This window comes from Paenibacillus phytorum, assembly GCF_013141715.1.
In the GTDB taxonomy this organism is placed as follows: Bacteria; Bacillota; Bacilli; order Paenibacillales; family NBRC-103111; genus Paenibacillus_E; species Paenibacillus_E phytorum.
Window position 1 is genome coordinate 313,873 of record NZ_WHOA01000241.1, and the last position, 16,723, is coordinate 330,595.

Consider the following 16,723-nt stretch of genomic DNA (forward strand, 5'->3'; position numbering starts at 1 on the left):
GGAGTAAGGAGTAAGGAGTAAGGAGTAAGGAGTAAGGAGTAAGGAGTAAGGAGTAAGAAGTGAGAAGTGAGAAGTGAGAAGTAGAGGTAAGAGGTATGGAACATTGAATATTAATAGGACAACCGCCCGCGAGGTGAAGAAAAAACCGTCAAGGATCATGAAGAGTGGTCCTGACGGTTTTTTGGTTTGGTTGTCGTTAGTTGTGCTGACTAGTTAAGCTCTTTGAGCGGTTCGAAGTTTGGGTATATATACGGTGAGTCGGGGGTTGCGGTTTTTTCGATTTGGGTTGCTTTGATGGTGAAGATGTCGTTTCCGTTGTAGCTGCCGTTTTGGATGGTTCCTGTGACTTTGACCCACATGTCTTTGGGGTAGCTTTGAGCGGTCGGGAAGTCAATCATGACTCCGTAAGGGGTAGCATCAGCGGAACAGCAGCTTACAGCAAAGCGTCCGACGACGAATTGGCTTTTTGACATGTTCTCTTCGCGGTAGACGAAGCCGGTGAGTTCGATTTTTTTGCCTATGAAGTTGTTTTTGAAAAGGTCAATGGACGAAAGGATTTCCATGTAGATTTCTGGCTTTACGACGATGGTGTCTTTTTTGTAGAGGATCATGCCGATTTTGGAAAAATCTTCATCCCACTCGTTATCAGCGTGGAACATCTTTTGGAGTTCGGCATCAGATTTAGCAATTGTGGGAGTCTCGGCACTAGAAGCAGGAATAGGGCTGATAGCTGTGCTATTGTTCACAGGTGGAACTGTTGTGGGACTTGGAGCAGCCGCAGTTGACTGGTTGGACGTATTCACTCCTGTTGAGGCGCCATTGTCGGTGATCAGGTCTGTATTTTGTTTGGCTATACTAGATTTAGCAGCAGAGAGATTCATCCCTTTGGCAGCTACCATAGCACTACTTAATGCTGTATTAGGCAGCAGAAAGCCGATTAACAACGGCAGAATCAGCAGTCCGTAAGCAACTGTATTGCGCAAGGTTGAGCGAGAAACTGGTTGTTCACATTCGCAGGAAACTGGTTTGCCCCAGTAAGCACGCAGTGCCATATAGCCTTGAAAGCAGGCGATGATGTAAAGGATAACGGAGGCGATTTTGACATAAATCATCATACGCGGAGCTATGTAGTATTGAAGGGCATCTGTCTTGGTGAGGATTACGATATAGCTGGAAAAACCAAGCAAAATTATCGTACGAAAGAAATAATGAAAGCTAATTAATCGGACTTCGCTCAAGTCAATTCCTCCTAGATTGTATGACTTTAAAAGTTAGAAAAGCGTTCCAAAAGCAGTGAACAACCCAACACGGTGATAAGAATTAATACCGAAAGCAGGAGTACGAATTTGGATTTGAAAACGGAAAGCATCATAAGTGTGCTTTTGAAATCAAGCATAGGGCCGAAGACCAGGAATGTAAGCAGTGAACCGGATGTAAAAGACGTTTGAAAAGATGAGGCGACAAAAGCGTCTGATGTGGAACATAGAGAAAGAATATAGGCGAAGCCCATCATAAAAAAGTGGGAACTGATAGGGCCCTGACCAATGGCAAGCAGGCTTTCGCGCTGCATAAAAACTTGAATCAGTGCGGTGAGCAGGGAGCCGAAGACGAGATATTTACCCATTTCGAAAAACTCATCAGAAGCGTGAACGAAAAATGTGTTTAACTTACTGGATAGGCCACCGCCTTGATGCTGATGACCCTCCAACGATTCTTGGCTGGAAAAGTTGGCGCGGCTTATACGCAGCGGATTGCTTTTGATAAAACGGTAGAGGATCAGTCCGATTATTATGGCGACAGCAAAAGCCAGCCCCATGCGGGAATAGGCGATAGCAGGGTGATTTCGGAAAGCCATGAATGTAGCTGCGAATACAATAGGGTTAATAATGGGTCCGGTTACGATGAAAACGACTGCGATATAGACGGGCATTCCTTTGAGAATTAGTCTGCGAACGACAGGAATCATGCCGCATTCGCACATTGGGAATAGGATGCCTAAAACGCAGGCGAACAGGATACCAAGAATAGGGTTCTTAGGAATGAAACGGCGTATGGTTTGCTCGGATACGAACGTTTGGAGCAAGGATGAAAGCAATACACCTAGTAAAATGAAGGGAATAGCTTCTAGGAGGATGCTGATGAACATGGTTTTGAAAGCTTGAATGCGTTCTGTTGTTAGCAGGGAGAGTGTAAGCATGTCGTTGTTTAAAAGGATAAGCACAATTAAAAGGAAACAGATAGCGAATATAACATGCATGCTCGCTCGAAACACAGTAGTGGGCATTGATGAAGGCTCCTTAATCATAATTATTACTATTGTAACCTATGATGAATGAAAGGGGAATAGGACAACTTTGTTAAGGACGAGATGTGCGACTACTTGACGCAAGAGGTCCATTTGCTGCACTATGTTAATAGAACAATTTATGACAGAGGGGTAATGCAGGTGGGCACTCATACGCATACGATTGACGAGATGCTAAGGGCGATGGCTCAGCAAGGATGGAGAATTACAGAGCAGCGCAGGAGTTTGGCAACGTTATTCGCTGAATCCGGAAGTTATTTGTCGCCAAAAGACGTTTATGAATACATGAAAGTTAAATATCCTGGTGTGAGTTTTGATACTGTCTACCGTAATCTTCGATTGTTGAGTGAGATGGGTGTACTGGAGCAGTTTCACTTGGCGGATGGCTTGAAATTCAAGGCGAGTTGTTTGTCTCATCATCATCACCATATGATTTGTATCAGTTGTGAAAAGACGGTCACCTTCGAGTTCTGTCCGATGAAGCTTGTGAAGGATCTACCGGAGAGTTTTGAAATTCAAAGCCATCGTTTTGAGATATTTGGATATTGCTCAGATTGTAAGTCGGGCATATCTCAACCTTCTGAGCTGCACTAAAAAAGTCGTGGAAAAGTAAAAGCAGTCTGCTTGAGGTGAACTCAGCGGAACTGCTTTTTGGTATGCATTCTTTATAGTTGAGATTCCGTTAATCGCTTTTGCCAGTCATCTTCGAGAGTTGTCGCATCCAGATCCATACCGATGAGAACGAGATAAGGCGTTCCTTGGAAAGTGGTCGGCTGCCAGTTCGCGCGTTTGCCCGCGAATTGCATAACAAAGGATTCGTGTTTAGCGCCAATAATCAAATAACCTTTCGCGCGAAGTAGTAGGGAGCCCCATTTTGCTAAATAACGTTCCACAAAGCGCTGTGACAAAGCAAGGTCATCATCCATAGGGATTGTTATTGTCTGAATACGTGAAAAAGATGGAGTATGTTTGGATGTCTCGCTTGACGGCTGTGCCGTTTTAATAGCTTGAAATTGAAACTTTTTATTGAAATTCGGCGAGAAGGTGGATTGCGATCCTTGTGGACTGAGAGTGCCGAAAATAAGTTCTAAATCAAATTGACTATGTGCGGTTGGCAGTATTAAGGAACGTTCATTGAATTTGCGAATTGTTTTTTCGATGGACCTCTGTTGTTTATCAGAGATTAAGTCGATTTTGTTCAGAATAAGAAGATCCGCAACTTCCATCTGTCTGCGAAGTGTATGGACAAGCTCTCGGTCCGAGGCGAAAATACTGTTATATTCAAGCACGTTTTCAGCATCAAGTATGGTAATGACTTTATGTAGTTTCACATGAGGAAGTAGTGCAGGCTCAGTCAATGCATCGACGATTTCCTCTGGGTTGGCAACACCTGTTAATTCAATGAGAATGACGTCAGGCTTGCGCATTAACAGTTGTTTAATGGAATCACTAATATCATTTTTCTTACTGCAGCAGATGCAGCCATCGAGCAGTTTGGCCATGTTAACATCAGGTGAGGCTTCTTGGAGGAGATGGCCGTCTACATCTTGTTTTCCAAGTTCATTCATAAGAACAGCCGGGCCCAGGTTAAAGGAGGCAGCTTCTTGAAGCATGCGGATGAGCAGTGTTGTTTTGCCGCTGCCTAGAAATCCACTCAGTACGATAACGGGAACTTTGCTCAAAACAAGGACTCCTTCGTCATGGGATTAAAAAGTAATTATTACGAATTGAATTGTAGTATAAAAAAGGGCAGGCTGCAAGATGGTTTATAATAATTTTCTCCCTTGAGTGCTTAGGAGGTTATGTTATAATAAAGCCATCTTGAAGAACTCGGAGGTACCCTTTGACGATGAAGTATGTAGCCTAACTTTTTCTGCTAAAACGAAAATGTTCGTTGATTGGCAGACTCTACGATTGTGCAGGTAGAGCGAGTGGGATACGTATGTCTAAAGGGGCTGACTCCTTCTGGAGTTGCTGTTCTTTGCATACCAAAATCATGACTTGTTCTTCCTGGCCGTAGGCGATTGCTTGCGGTTTTTTGTATTTGAATTTAAAGGAGGAAATGAGTCTATGACTTTACTAATAAAAGCAATGAATGTGATGAAGGAATATGCGGGGAAACCACTTTTTGAACAAGTGGAATTGGAAGTGAATGCAGGGGAGCGGATCGCGATCTATGGCCGCAATGGCATAGGAAAGACGACGCTGCTTCGCCTGTTGGCAGGCACGCTGGAGCTGGATAAAGGCAGCGTGGAACGCAGGCTGCCGCTCGATCAGTGGGGCTGGATGGGGCAGCAGACAGAGGCTGATGAGGCGGTGTTTACACACGCCTATGTTGAGGAAGGCTGCCCAGAGCACTACGCTGCGAAGCGTCGCTTGAAGGAGCTGGAGGCGCAGATGCAGGATGCGGCTGCTCCTTGCATGGAGAGCCTGTTAGCCGACTATCAGGAGGCGGCAGAGCGATACATGGGGCTGGACGGCTACCACTGGGAAACCCAAGTGGAGCGCAAGTTGCTGCAGCTCGGTCTCGGCCGCGAGCTGTGGGATCAGCCGCTCGGCCAGCTGAGCGGCGGGCAGAAGACGCGCGCCCAGTTGGCGCGTCTGATGGTGCGCGAGCCGCAGCTGCTGCTGCTCGACGAGCCCACCAACCACCTCGACGCGGCGTCGCTGGAATGGCTCGAAGTGTGGCTTCGAGCCTATCCGGGCACCGTCGTGTTCGTTTCCCACGATCGCCATTTCATGGATCGAGTGGCGACTTGCCTGGTCGAGCTGACGCCGACAGGCTGTCGAAAATACCGAGGCGGGTATACAGAGTATACACGCCAAAAAGAACTCGAGCTGCGTACGCAGGAGCAGCTCTATCGCAAGCAGCAGCTTCTACGAGAGCAGCTGGAGGAGAGTATTCGCACGTATCGGCAGTGGTTCCATCAGGGCGAGAAAAACGCCCAGATGGCAGAGGTGCCGATACAGCGCGGGTACTTTCAGGGGCGAGCCGGCGCGCATGTCTCGCGGATGAACGCGAAGATGAAGGAGCTGGAGCGCCTAGAGGGAAACCGCGTGGAGAAGCCGCGGGAAGCGGCGCACCTGAAGGTGAAGCTGAGCGCGAGCGACTTTGCTTCACGCTCGCTTGTGCGCTTGGAGCGGGCCGCGTTCCGCTACGGCGAACGCGAGTTGTTCGCTGAGCTGAGCCTCAGCGTAGACCGCGGCGACCGTTTGGCCGTGCTAGGCCCCAACGGCTCAGGTAAAACGACGCTGCTCAAGCTGCTCGTCGGTGAACTGCAGCCCGCTGCCGGCAAGGTGCGGCAGCACCCGCAGACGTCGATCGGCTACTTCTCGCAGGAGCTCGAACATCTCGACGACGGCGTGACACTGCTAGACAGCCTGCTGACGCTGCCTGCCATGACGCAGACCCAAGCCCGCACGATTCTGGGCTGCTTCCTCTTCTCAGGCGAAGAGGTGCGCAAGCGCATCGGTGATTTAAGCATGGGCGAGCGCTGCAGGCTCGCCTTCCTCAAGCTTTACTTCAGCGGCGCGAACTTGCTGGTGCTGGATGAGCCGACGAATTATTTGGATATTGATTCGCGGGAAAGGATTGAACAGGCGCTGCTCCGCTATCCCGGCGCCATGGTCATCGTCTCGCATGACCGCTTCTTCATTCGTAAGCTGGCGACGAAGCTATTGTGGCTGAGCGCGGAGCGCAGCCCAATCGCTTTCTCCGGCACTTACGATGAGTATGCGGAGGCGAGCTTGGCGAGTGAGAGCTCGCCGGAGCAGCTGGCGCGAGCCAACGAACGACGCCAGCTGGAGTTAACGCTGGCGCAGCTCATGAGCGAGGGGGCGTGGAGCCCCGAGAACGCCCCTGCGCAGCTTCAGATCATCCGAGACATCAAGAAGAGGCTCTCGGAGCTGCAAGGATAAACTAACAAAAAGAATAAGCCGGGTGCGCACCATCAGGATGCGCTTTCCGGCTTATTTGCTTTTTGCGACGTGAAGCAGCTCAGGTACGGTTACAAACGTGTAACCAGCTGCTTTAAGCTTACTAATTAGCGGTCCAATGGCCTGTACCGTCCCCGACAAATCCTGGCTATCAGCACCTCCGGAGTGCTGAAGGATGATAGAACCAGGCTTCGTTTGCTGCATGATATTGTTCAGCACCTGATCGGAGTTCAGCGATTTCCAGTCGAGGGAATCGACATTCCAATTCACGATCAAATAATGGTGGTCAGCGATCCATCTGACCTGCTCTTCATTTATCGCGCCGTACGGCGGGCGGATTAGCTTAGGCGCATAGCCGATTAAGCCTTGCAGCACGCTTTCCGTGCTCATTATTTGACTCTGAAATTTGTCCACCGTCAACTTCGGCAGGTTCGCATGACTGTAGGAATGATTCCCAATGACATGGCCTTCTTTGACAATCCGTCTAATCATATCAGGGTGGGAATTAGCTTGAGAACCAAGTACGAAAAAGGTTGCTTTAACTTGGCTGGCCTTAAGCGCATCAAGTACTTTTGGCGTAAATCGGGTGTCAGGCCCGTCGTCGAAGGTTAGCGCTACTTTCTTTTCCTGAGCAGAGCCGCGTACCTTAAAGGTGTCTGGATATTTCACGACCAGTTGAGAGAGTGTAAGTTTTTTCTGAGATATTCTAGCTTGGCCTTGATTTTTTTGAACAGGAACGGAAGGTTTCTTAGAAGATTCTGGATGTACTGCTCCTTTTTTTTGGCTAGGTTTGGGCGAAGGTTTGGGTGTTAAAGCAGCAGGCGTTGCTTCAGGTTGAGCTGAAGTGGTGGGTGTTCCAGCAGAGAGTGGACTATTCATTCTCCTCGGACTCACAAGAGGCTCAGTGTTAATTTCGTCGTTGCTGACACTAGAATCCGTTGTTAAATCTTGTTCTTCTACATGAGAATTTTGTGTAGAGCGTTGATCGTAATAAGGCTTGTTTTTTGACACACCGCAGCCTGTCGCTAACAAGCCTACGATGACGATGGACCAAAGCCATTTGGTCATGGCAATCCCCTCCGAGCGTTATGAATATGCTCTAGCATTTGTCAAGAAGGGACATCCTATCCAGTAAAAATAACGGAATCAACAGACCCTACAGTCTGTAAGAAATATCCCGTACGCTGTGGCTCCAGTAAATGGACATGAACTATTTTGGATTATGGACCGTCTTTACATATACCCAAGCAGAGTTAGCAGTAAGAAAGGAGAGGAATGAGTCATGAAAGCCTTGATAAGCTACAACAAATTAGTTGTACTGCTGGTTTTTCTGCTGTGCACAGGTTGCTTTCATGAGGAAGCCTCAACTCCGTCTCCCAATCTAATGACTTCACTAACTCAAAAACGTGACAATGGTTTTTCGGTCGTAGCAGGTGAAAAAATTGGTATTCAAGATCAAGTTCAACCTGTACATGTAACACCAACCAAAGCGATCTCATTCGTGGATGAGCTTCATGGCTATGGTGTTGCTTCTGGCGCCCGTGATCTTCAATTCTTGAAATCCAGCGACGGTGGGATGACCTGGCGGGCTCTGAATAGATTGCCTCAAACAATCATACCGATCGCGATTTCATTTTTTGATTCTCAAACGGGTTGGCTGCTTACCAGTGAATCTTCTGATAAAAAATCAGAACTTCGATTAACCTTAGATGGTGGTCAAACGTGGGAGGTAATCGCGCAGGACTTACTTGGATTTGAAACTAGGGGAGAAGAGCCGTTTTTTCGGTTTTTTGACCGACATCAAGGGTTGATTGCGTTCCAGAGTGGTAAAGACATGATGCTCCTACGCACACAAGATGGGGGTTTGACTTGGTCGGCGTCAAGCCGCATCTCAATGCCAATAGAAGAGAAGGGCGTGTTTACGTTCCGTTCAGCCATAGAGGGTTGGTTTATTGGGCCCAGTAAGAAGGATAAAGAAGTGTCGATACTGTATCACATGACAGACGGAGAGACATGGCAAGAAACAGGCAGGCTGCCGAGTTTCCTTACGCCACAGGCCATTTCTTTTACTGATTCACAGAATGGGTTCATTCTCTTGCATGCGAGTCCACAAAGTAGTGCGAAAACATGGCAATTCCTTCGGACAAATAATGGAGGCGAAACGTGGAGTCAACACGAATTTCCTAGCACGTTCCAGCCGCTAACTGCGAGTTTACACCTAAGTTTTCCTACAGCGACAAGTGGCTGGCTTTTGGATGCTAGGGATTTGTGGCGGACGACCGACGGGGGTTTGAACTGGAGTTTATTAACGCCATAAACCTCTTATATTATTTTCTGATAGGTAACGATATCGAGAAATTGGCCCCATTTAAAGCCAACCTCACGGTAATGTGCGCACTGTGTATAGCCATTTTTCGTAAACATATGAATACTAGGTTTATTATCCGCGCAAATGGTGGAGATCAGAGCGTGGAAGCCGCGCTCTTTGGCGACCGTTTCAATGTACTGAATGGCTGCTGAGCCCAATCCTTTGCCCACGCATTCCGGATGCAAATAGATTGTCACTTCCCCTGTGGTATCATAGGCTTGCTTTTTCTTATGCGGCATGACTTGTACATATCCTTGAAGGATCCCATCCAATGTTATCACATAAGTTTGGTAACGCGGGTTTGGATGCCTAACACTCTCAGTAAATTCTGATATCTCTACGGGCTCCGTATGAAAAGAAACAGTCGTATGTACGACAAAATGATTGTAAATATCCATCAGAAGGGGAATATCTGACTCTTCTAACTCTTTAAATGATAGGGTAGACATGGTGTAAGCTCCTCGCTGTTAGATTTAGACAACACATTCAAATATGTTCCACGGAAGAAGCTGAAATCCTTTTTTAAAAAGGCAATTCTAAATAGACATCTAGCCCTATTCCATGTATCTTAGATATAATGTTCTTACTATTAATAGAAGATAAAGTTGAACCATCGGAAATAGGGGGAGTCACATGTCAGGCAATTCAAGTTACATTCTCGTGATCGTCATTGGCGTAATCGTACTCGCTGGCCTTACATTCATGAATCTTCGCAAAATAAGCAGATCTACTGCGGATCTAACCCAGCTCAAAAGAAGAACGCTTCTCTGGAGTGAAATATCCCTTGCGCTTTTCGTACTGCAATTTTTCTTCCGTGATCGTGAAGGAGGGTTCCTGTTGTTCTTTGGAATTCTCACCCTATTTACAGGATCGCATTATCTCGGTGTATTGTATTATTCACGAAAAAGAAGCAAATAAAGGCGAAGAAGCTCTCCTCCGTAGTTCTACTACGAAAGGAAAGCTTCTATTTATGTTCCTGATTTTCTGCAAAATAAATTCATGCCTGTTATTCGTTCCAACTCGATGGCTGGGTTTTTGTCGGCGTCTTCCATTTTTGATACCATTTCTTCTTTTTCTTCTGCTGCATTAACGTTCTTAATTGCAGCATGACCAGCTTGGCCCTGTCTTCATCCGCATATTTGTTACGCAAACGCTCAAAAATTGTGTGATCTTGCATAGGATACCTTCTTTTCTGACTGTAAGATGAATGCGAAATAAAGAGAATGTATGTTCTAGTTTCAATCATATCACATGAAGCATGTAGGAGGGAATACAAGGTTTTAATTTCAGGTCGAATTTTGTGTGAAAGAATAAATAACTAATTAAAAATAGTATAGGTAGGTGTGCATCCATGTCTCGGCAAAAGTGGTATCAGACAACTTGGTTTTTAGTTCTTCTTTGTTTAGTAGCTCCATACATCGGCATTTTTTTTCTAATGAAAAGAACCAAAAACAAACTTATTCTTGGCGGTGTTGCAGTTTGGGTCGTAATTATTTTAATAGGCGCTTTTTCTGATAAAAAAGAAAACAAGATGTTGACTGCAACCAGCACCGTTCAGGATTCCTCGGATTCAAAGAAAAAGGATGAGCTAATCGCCAAGCAAGCTGCAGAAATAGAAGAGCTAAAAAAGAGTAAAGAGAGTCCAGCGGCGGCGCAAGCAATAACAACTACACAGCCGGCAGCTGCTCCTGTAGCAGAAGCTAGCAAGTACTTAATGGCAAAAGTAACCAAAGTAGTCGATGGAGACACAGTTGATGTGTTGATTGGAGACAAAAAGGAAACGGTTCGTTTCGTCCTGGTTGACACACCTGAAACCAAGCATCCTTCTAGGCCTGTAGAACCTTACGGCCCGGAGGCTTCGAAATTTACAACCGATATGCTTGAAGGTAAAGAAGTAAAACTTGAAAAAGACGTCTCAGAACGTGATAAATACGGCCGGCTGCTTATGTATGTTTGGCTCGATGATAAAATGGTAAACGAGCTGCTTCTTGAAAAGGGATTAGCCCGAGTAGCCATCTACCAACCCGATGTGAAATATGTTGATAAATTCAGAGAAATTCAAAAGAAAGCACAGCAGGCCGGGACTGGCATCTGGAGCATAGAGAACTACGCCAAAGATGATGGATATCACCCAGAGGTAATGAAGAAAACAGAGGAACCTGCGAAAGAAACACAGCCTTCAAAAGCACCTGCATCTACATCAAATAGTAACGTTAGCTATCCAAACTGTACAGCTGTTAAAGCAGCCGGCAAAGCTCCTCTTCATCGAGGTGATCCTGGATACAGCAGTAAGTTAGACCGGGATAATGACGGTGTGGCATGTGAATAGGAGAGAGACTGGAAAAGAAGATAAGGATTTATATGCTGGACTTCTAAATAATTGGTAAAATTAGGTGAATAAGTGAAGGACTAAAATAAACGACACCACTAGGGTGTCGTTTATTTTTTCTTAATTCAAAAACTTCCAGCAAGCCTCTATTACAGACACATAAAGTGAATGGACAGATTGATGAAAAACTGTATCATGTCAGTATTCCTAGCATAGTGTGTAGGAAGGTGGTGATGATAAATGACATTTACACTTGCAGACTGGATGATGTACACCATTTGGGCCATATTTGGATTAATGATCATTGATTTTCTAATCGCCTTTTTCCAATCCTTTTGGAAAGGCTCTTTTGATCCAACTTTTGTATTAGGTTATTTGAAGGATGTCCTATATTATGTCCTGCCATTAGAGATTGTTTTATCCTTGATTCCAACTGATCCTACGGGATGGACTCTTGTGATTTTTTATTTCGTTGGTGGTATCGCAGTAATTCTCAAGTATTTTTTGGACATTAAAAGAAAATTCCAATAACAAGACTGTGGCCTTCCAACATGGGGGGCCTATGGTTTTCATAGAATAATACAAACCGTCTTAAAGGAAGTGAGTCCATGAAGAGATATCAGTGGATCAAGTGGCGAACGTTCATCCTGTGGTTCGCAGCACTCATCTTAACCGGCGTGCTGATATGGGCAGGGGGGCCGACATCTTGGAATATCGCATTGACTATTATCGGTATTGTGATGCAGCTGCTCTTTGCCATAATGTTCATGATCGTCCAATTCGTAGCCCTTTTTTGGTTCCTGGCCCGGGGACGCACGTACTGGATTCTGCCTGGCGAGACCGGGGCTACTTGGGATGATTACCGAGGTAACCCCGAAATCGTTGAGAATGCCAAACGGATCGTCACCCTGCTCAAAGGTGTAAAGGAGTTCAAGGAAATGGGTGGCGAGGCGATCAGGGGATTGCTGCTCTGCGGGCCTCCCGGCACCGGTAAGTCCTACCTGGCTCAGGTGATCGCTAACGAAGCACAGGTGCCTTTTGCTTATGCTTCGGCACCCAGCTTTCAAAACATGTTCTTCGGAGTCGGCAACCTGAAGGTAATGCGCCTCTACAAGAAGACTCGAAAGTTGGCGCCTGTGTACGGCGCCTGCATCATCTTCATCGACGAAATTGACGCCATCGGGATGAGTCGACAGGCGGGAGCGGGAGCAGGAGGAGGAATGTTTGGCATGGGCGGCGGCTCTGGCTTGCTCAACGAGCTGCTCTTGCAGATGGACCCGCCGAACATCGACAACTCCAAGATTTCCAAGATGCTTCGCTCGTTGGGGCTGCGGCGCAAGAAAGCAGAGCGGCCAGCAGTACTTACGGTCGCAGCGACCAACCTGCCCGATGTACTCGACCCCGCCCTGCTCCGGCCTGGCCGTTTCGACAGGCAGCTCGGGGTAGATACCCCCGACTATGATGGTCGGGTGGACGTCTTCCAATACTATCTCCGGAAAGTGAAACGGGACTCTACGCTAACTCCGGAAGCGGCAGCGCTCGATACGGTCGGCTACAGCCCTGCGCAGATCAAACACATCGTCAATGAATCGCTTGTTATCGCCCACCAAAGGGGAGCCCAGGAAGCCAGTTATGAGGACTTTAGGGCTGCTATGGAGACCTATGAGTGGGGACTCAAACAGCCGCTCCGCTCGATGAGAGACGACGAGAAGCGGAATGTTGCCTATCATGAGGCCGGCCATGCGGTGGCTCAGTACCTACTGAAGCCCCACGACCGGGTCTGGAAAGTGACGATCATCCGTCGGGGCGGCGCACTCGGTCTTGCTGCTACCAAGCCGACGCATGAACGGTATAACCGAAGCGATAGTGAGATATTAGCGGAGATCCAAGTTTGTCTGGCAGCACGGGCGGTGGAAGAGGTGTACTTAGGGAAGAAATTAAACGGTGTCACCTCAGACCTGCAGCAGGCTACGGAGTTGGCCGGCGCCTACCTCGGTATGGTCGGTATGGGCGATGAGCTGTTCAGTTGGCTTGCGACGGGCTCTCGGGCCGATGCACTCAAGGCTCTCCGGCCAAAGATTAACGAGCTTCTGATGGATCAGATGCTCCAAGTAAAGAATTTAGTAAGGGAACACGTCGACTTCGTCCACGCCATTGCATCGGAACTGCTAAAGCAAGGCGATCTAACCGGCGAGGAGATTGAGCAGATCTATGTACGGCTGTATAACCGTAGCCGTCCAGAGCCAATTTAGGTAAAGCCTCAGTCGGTCATCGATTCATTAGCCAAAGTTGCTCAAGAACAGCTGCCGGAGGACGCCAACGGTACGAAGGATTCCGAATAAACTATCGAATTATCTTTTTGGAACAGCTGTATTTTATGATATATCGTGCTTGGTATACTCAAATAAGGGCAGTTCAAAGTAGATAAATCTACTTGCGACAGCCCCTTAGGGCCAATTAACCTTCTGGGAAATTCGAATCGGTATTCAGAACGAAATTCATTACTTCCATTGGATTATTCCAATGAAATCGACTTTCAGGCTTCGAAATTCGTTCTTCTATTGGAATAAATCCAATGGAATTGGCTTTTAGGTTGCAAAATCTCTACTTCCACTGGATTATTCCAATGGAAGTAGCAGACAGACTGCAAAATTCTTAAAGTAAGTTTTCATTTTTCCAAATTTCAAATGGTATGTGTGTGATTTTCCATAATTAATTAGAAAACGGAGCCCGCAATCCCCGCGTGGCTCCGTTTTTGTTGTTCCAAAATTGATTGGAATTTAAAGTACCCCGCGGCGAAAATAGGGTTTGTTGCAGAATTCGTTAGAAAAAATATTTGGCGAAAAGTGACCTTATGGATAAATATACAATATACAGAAAATTGATATGAAAGAGAAATTCCTGGCGCTATGGTTGCGGAATTCACTCACGACTTGACCGTGCATGACCCCCTTTTAAATAGATCTATTGTAGAACTATATACAGGAATAAAGGTTTACAGAAATAAGGAGGAATGGGTTATGGGAGCCATTATTTCAATCGGTAATCAAAAAGGCGGCGTTGGCAAAACGACAACCACGGCCATCACGGGGTATCTTCTCTCTAAGAAGTACAAGGTTCTCTGTGTCGACTTCGATAGCCAAGGCAATTTGACACAGTTTCTTACTCAACGAGATATACACGATTACTCCAAAATGACTATTTTTGAGGCATGTAAAAACATGAATCCCACCCCCTACATCCGCAAGTTAACCTACAACCTTCACTTCATTCCGGCTGATGAAATGCTTGCAACTCTGCCCATGCTTATCCATCAAAATCCTTCAATGAGTTCGACCATTTTGAGAGATACACTACATAAAGTAAAGGCCAGATACGACTACATACTTATTGATTTACCTCCAAATCTCGGAGAGCACACTATTAATGGTTTAGTGGCTTCAGACTATGCAATCGTAATGCTACAATGCGAACCAATGTGTTATGACGCGCTGGACAGATACATCGCAACAATGATTCACATCAAAGAGGTTAAAAAGCTGGACCTTGTTTTATGCGGCATATTGCCAACAATGATCGATTCTAGAACAATCATTGATAAAACAATCATTGATAGGGTAAGGAGAGAATACGAGGGAGTTGTGTTTCGATCGGAAATAAAGCGAAGAAATAGAATCAAGGAGTTTTCTATTACAGGAATACAGGAATACAGTAATATGGATACATCGGCACTAAGCAATTATAGAAATTTTGTCGAGGAGCTGGAGCAGCGTGTCCAAGCGTGATGCGATTGAACAGTTATTAGGAAAACGGCGGAGTCAAGAAATACAGGAAACTGTAAATACAGGTATACAGAAACCTGTAAATAAGAAAAAAGCAACATTTGATTTCGATGAGCAATTCCATACTGAGTTAAAGATATTCGCCGCGAAACAGAATAAGAAGATGGTTGATGTTGTGGTAGAGGCCGTGAAAGAGTATATGCGAAGACAGAAAAATACCCCACCGGTCGAGTAGGCCAGTGGGGATTCGTTCATTTTACAGTCTGCTCGACACCCGCGACACCGCTGCAATCGATATCGGACTACTGAATCATTGCCCTCTTGCGGGAAGCCGTTCGGCTTAAATACGGAATGAAGGATGGATCCCCGCTTCATAAGCGGCAGCTCTCGCATGACAGCGTCATAACTTATGCCTCCTACTCTTTTTAATACATACAGAATAATAATTCTAGGTCCTGTTTAAATCAGGGCCTTTTTATTACAGCTAAATAACCTCATTTAATAAGAAGCGTTTGGAAGGAAAATGTTATTCTTTATTTAATTTTGAAAATTTTCGTCCCCAAACCGTCCCCAAGAAGAAAAATAAATAACTGTACTATAAGTAAAAAAAGCTCTGTTACACACAAATAAACCCTTATTATATAAGGGTTTTAGAAAACTGTTACATAAAATAATAACGGCGACCGCTTGCGCGATCGCCTCATGGGAGAGGAGAAACCGGACGAAGAGCTTATGGGGAAACGTAAGTCTTCTCCGCGGTTGTCTACGACATTCTCTGATGTCGATAGTTCAAGGATGACCGTTTTACGGGAAATTTATACATCACAGGGATAAAATTTTTGTGTCCGATTAGAGCTTGTGGTACGATAGCAAAAGAATGAGCCAGCTAGAAGGGAAATACGTAAGATGAGAGTGATTTCAGGCACCGCCAAAGGCAGGTCGTTAAAAGCTGTACCCGGTACCAGCACGCGGCCAACAACGGATAAAGTGAAAGAAGCGATCTTCAGTATGATTGGTCCTTATTTTGAAGGAGGACAAGTACTTGATCTATTCGCTGGTACAGGCGGACTCGGGATTGAAGCTCTAAGCCGCGGGATGGATAAGGCTGTCTTCATTGATATCGAGAAGAAAAGCATCGACACGATTGGACATAATTTAGTAACCGCAGGTCTCAAGGACCAAGCTGAGATCTACCGAACGGATGCTGCTCGGGCGTTGAAAGCATTAGCGAAGCGGGAACAGCAATTTGAACTCGTTTTCCTCGATCCTCCGTACAAAATGAAATTTATCGCGGAGTTGATAAGCAAGATGGAAGAACAGTCGATTGTTCAGTTGAATGCTACGATCGTTGTGGAACACGATGCTAAGGATGTCCTCGAAGATACCATCGGAGGATTTAAGCAGCAGCGAAGATCCGATTACGGAGATACCGCTGTCACGATTTACAAAGGATCAGCAGAATAAATATGAGCATTTTTTAAGGAGATGAACAGCATGATGAGGCAAGAACACGGAATTACAGTTGCCGTTTATCCAGGCAGTTTTGATCCTGTTACACACGGCCATCTTGACATTATACATAGAGCGGCAAAGGTGTTTGATAAGTTGATTGTAGCTGTACTGAATAACACTTCCAAGAATCCACTGTTCACATTGGAAGAAAGGATGGAACTCATTAGGAAGGTAACCAAGGATCTGCCGAATGTAGAGGTAGATGGTTTTAGAGATTTGATGGTCAATTATATGAAAGCTCGCAATGTGCGTCTAATTGTTCGTGGGCTTCGAGCAGTTTCTGACTTTGAGTATGAATTGCAAATGGCTTCTACGAATCACAAGCTGAATCCTGATGTAGAAACTTTCTTTATGACTTCGAAGCCTCAGTTCTCGTACTTGAGCTCAAGTATTGTGAAAGAGATTGCTAAGTTTCACGGACCAGTGGAAGATCTAGTTCCTGCTGAGGTGGAAGAAGCACTGAAAAAGAAATTCCCTCGAATCTAATGGAA

The 16,723-nt window shown here is 45.9% G+C and carries 17 protein-coding genes; 11 read left to right on the forward strand and 6 right to left on the reverse strand.

Annotation, left to right across the window (positions count from 1 at the left end; genetic code table 11):
* Positions 1–209: 209 nt before the first annotated feature.
* Entirely contained in the window at positions 210–1,238 is a 1,029-nt protein-coding gene (locus tag GC098_RS34640) for a TIGR03943 family putative permease subunit (protein WP_171648759.1), read from the reverse strand.
* 26 nt (positions 1,239–1,264) lie between these two features.
* Positions 1,265–2,284, reverse strand: coding sequence for a permease (locus GC098_RS34645; RefSeq protein ID WP_171648761.1), 1,020 nt, complete (start codon positions 2,282–2,284; stop codon positions 1,265–1,267).
* Between the two features lie 156 nt (positions 2,285–2,440).
* On the opposite strand from GC098_RS34645, the gene GC098_RS34650 reads away from it, so the two are divergent.
* Positions 2,441–2,899 (forward strand): Fur family transcriptional regulator, encoded by a 459-nt coding sequence (locus tag GC098_RS34650; RefSeq protein ID WP_171649081.1) that lies wholly within the window; start codon positions 2,441–2,443, stop codon positions 2,897–2,899.
* Positions 2,900–2,970: 71 nt separating this feature from the next.
* On the opposite strand, the gene GC098_RS34655 is transcribed toward GC098_RS34650, so the two are convergent.
* Complete coding sequence (locus GC098_RS34655; RefSeq protein WP_171648763.1) at positions 2,971–3,987, reverse strand: CobW family GTP-binding protein; 1,017 nt, start codon at positions 3,985–3,987, stop codon at positions 2,971–2,973.
* A 388-nt stretch (positions 3,988–4,375) separates the two neighbouring features.
* Here GC098_RS34655 and abc-f point away from each other — a divergent pair, with 388 nt between their 5' ends.
* Positions 4,376–6,223, forward strand: a complete 1,848-nt coding sequence (gene abc-f, locus GC098_RS34660; protein WP_171648765.1) for a ribosomal protection-like ABC-F family protein — start codon at positions 4,376–4,378, stop codon at positions 6,221–6,223.
* A 51-nt stretch (positions 6,224–6,274) separates the two neighbouring features.
* Here the strand turns inward: abc-f and GC098_RS34665 are convergent, their stop codons facing one another.
* Positions 6,275–7,309, reverse strand: coding sequence for a polysaccharide deacetylase family protein (locus GC098_RS34665; RefSeq protein ID WP_171648767.1), 1,035 nt, complete (start codon positions 7,307–7,309; stop codon positions 6,275–6,277).
* A 214-nt stretch (positions 7,310–7,523) separates the two neighbouring features.
* Between GC098_RS34665 and GC098_RS34670 the strand changes: the two genes are divergently transcribed.
* Positions 7,524–8,558 (forward strand): WD40/YVTN/BNR-like repeat-containing protein, encoded by a 1,035-nt coding sequence (locus GC098_RS34670; protein ID WP_171648769.1) that lies wholly within the window; start codon positions 7,524–7,526, stop codon positions 8,556–8,558.
* A gap of 5 nt (positions 8,559–8,563) precedes the next feature.
* On the opposite strand, the gene GC098_RS34675 is transcribed toward GC098_RS34670, so the two are convergent.
* Complete coding sequence (locus tag GC098_RS34675) at positions 8,564–9,058, reverse strand: GNAT family N-acetyltransferase (protein WP_171648771.1); 495 nt, start codon at positions 9,056–9,058, stop codon at positions 8,564–8,566.
* 184 nt (positions 9,059–9,242) lie between these two features.
* Between GC098_RS34675 and GC098_RS34680 the strand changes: the two genes are divergently transcribed.
* Positions 9,243–9,527, forward strand: coding sequence for a hypothetical protein (locus GC098_RS34680; protein WP_171648773.1), 285 nt, complete (start codon positions 9,243–9,245; stop codon positions 9,525–9,527).
* A gap of 88 nt (positions 9,528–9,615) precedes the next feature.
* Here GC098_RS34680 and GC098_RS34685 read toward each other — a convergent pair whose 3' ends face one another.
* Positions 9,616–9,786 carry a hypothetical protein gene (locus GC098_RS34685; protein ID WP_171648775.1) on the reverse strand — a complete coding sequence of 57 codons (171 nt, stop codon included), beginning with the start codon at positions 9,784–9,786 and terminating at the stop codon, positions 9,616–9,618.
* Between the two features lie 174 nt (positions 9,787–9,960).
* On the opposite strand from GC098_RS34685, the gene GC098_RS34690 reads away from it, so the two are divergent.
* From GC098_RS34690 to coaD, 7 genes are all read left to right on the forward strand, one after another.
* The gene (locus tag GC098_RS34690) at positions 9,961–10,938 is read left to right on the forward strand and encodes a thermonuclease family protein (RefSeq protein ID WP_246359127.1); all 978 of its coding nucleotides are present in this window, start codon (positions 9,961–9,963) and stop codon (positions 10,936–10,938) included.
* A 240-nt stretch (positions 10,939–11,178) separates the two neighbouring features.
* A complete protein-coding gene (locus GC098_RS34695) occupies positions 11,179–11,469 on the forward strand; it encodes a hypothetical protein (protein WP_171648777.1) in 291 nt (96 codons plus the stop codon).
* Positions 11,470–11,546: 77 nt separating this feature from the next.
* Positions 11,547–13,190, forward strand: a complete 1,644-nt coding sequence (locus GC098_RS34700; RefSeq protein WP_171648779.1) for an AAA family ATPase — start codon at positions 11,547–11,549, stop codon at positions 13,188–13,190.
* Positions 13,191–13,958: 768 nt separating this feature from the next.
* Positions 13,959–14,723 carry a ParA family protein gene (locus GC098_RS34705; protein ID WP_171648781.1) on the forward strand — a complete coding sequence of 255 codons (765 nt, stop codon included), beginning with the start codon at positions 13,959–13,961 and terminating at the stop codon, positions 14,721–14,723.
* The gene (locus GC098_RS34710; protein ID WP_171648248.1) at positions 14,710–14,955 is read left to right on the forward strand and encodes an RH3 domain-containing protein; all 246 of its coding nucleotides are present in this window, start codon (positions 14,710–14,712) and stop codon (positions 14,953–14,955) included. The genes GC098_RS34705 and GC098_RS34710 overlap by 14 nt, the downstream gene beginning before the upstream one ends.
* 671 nt (positions 14,956–15,626) lie before the next feature.
* On the forward strand, positions 15,627–16,184 hold the full coding sequence (gene rsmD / locus GC098_RS34715) for a 16S rRNA (guanine(966)-N(2))-methyltransferase RsmD (protein WP_171648783.1): 558 nt from the start codon (positions 15,627–15,629) through the stop codon (positions 16,182–16,184).
* 30 nt (positions 16,185–16,214) lie between these two features.
* Entirely contained in the window at positions 16,215–16,718 is a 504-nt protein-coding gene (gene coaD, locus GC098_RS34720; RefSeq protein WP_029195317.1) for a pantetheine-phosphate adenylyltransferase, read from the forward strand.
* Positions 16,719–16,723 lie beyond the last annotated feature (5 nt).

Bases quoted from the DNA above. Each gene is read 5' to 3' on its own strand.
- GC098_RS34645 (WP_171648761.1), bottom strand. From the start codon at position 2,284: ATGCCCACTACTGTGTTTCGAGCGAGCATGCATGTTATATTCGCTATC.
- GC098_RS34650 (WP_171649081.1), top strand. From the start codon at position 2,441: ATGCAGGTGGGCACTCATACGCATACGATTGACGAGATGCTAAGGGCG.
- abc-f (WP_171648765.1), top strand. From the start codon at position 4,376: ATGACTTTACTAATAAAAGCAATGAATGTGATGAAGGAATATGCGGGG.
- GC098_RS34665 (WP_171648767.1), bottom strand. From the start codon at position 7,309: ATGACCAAATGGCTTTGGTCCATCGTCATCGTAGGCTTGTTAGCGACA.
- GC098_RS34670 (WP_171648769.1), top strand. From the start codon at position 7,524: ATGAAAGCCTTGATAAGCTACAACAAATTAGTTGTACTGCTGGTTTTT.
- GC098_RS34675 (WP_171648771.1), bottom strand. From the start codon at position 9,058: ATGTCTACCCTATCATTTAAAGAGTTAGAAGAGTCAGATATTCCCCTT.
- GC098_RS34680 (WP_171648773.1), top strand. From the start codon at position 9,243: ATGTCAGGCAATTCAAGTTACATTCTCGTGATCGTCATTGGCGTAATC.
- GC098_RS34685 (WP_171648775.1), bottom strand. From the start codon at position 9,786: ATGCAAGATCACACAATTTTTGAGCGTTTGCGTAACAAATATGCGGAT.
- GC098_RS34690 (WP_246359127.1), top strand. From the start codon at position 9,961: ATGTCTCGGCAAAAGTGGTATCAGACAACTTGGTTTTTAGTTCTTCTT.
- GC098_RS34695 (WP_171648777.1), top strand. From the start codon at position 11,179: ATGACATTTACACTTGCAGACTGGATGATGTACACCATTTGGGCCATA.
- GC098_RS34700 (WP_171648779.1), top strand. From the start codon at position 11,547: ATGAAGAGATATCAGTGGATCAAGTGGCGAACGTTCATCCTGTGGTTC.
- GC098_RS34705 (WP_171648781.1), top strand. From the start codon at position 13,959: ATGGGAGCCATTATTTCAATCGGTAATCAAAAAGGCGGCGTTGGCAAA.
- rsmD (WP_171648783.1), top strand. From the start codon at position 15,627: ATGAGAGTGATTTCAGGCACCGCCAAAGGCAGGTCGTTAAAAGCTGTA.
- coaD (WP_029195317.1), top strand. From the start codon at position 16,215: ATGATGAGGCAAGAACACGGAATTACAGTTGCCGTTTATCCAGGCAGT.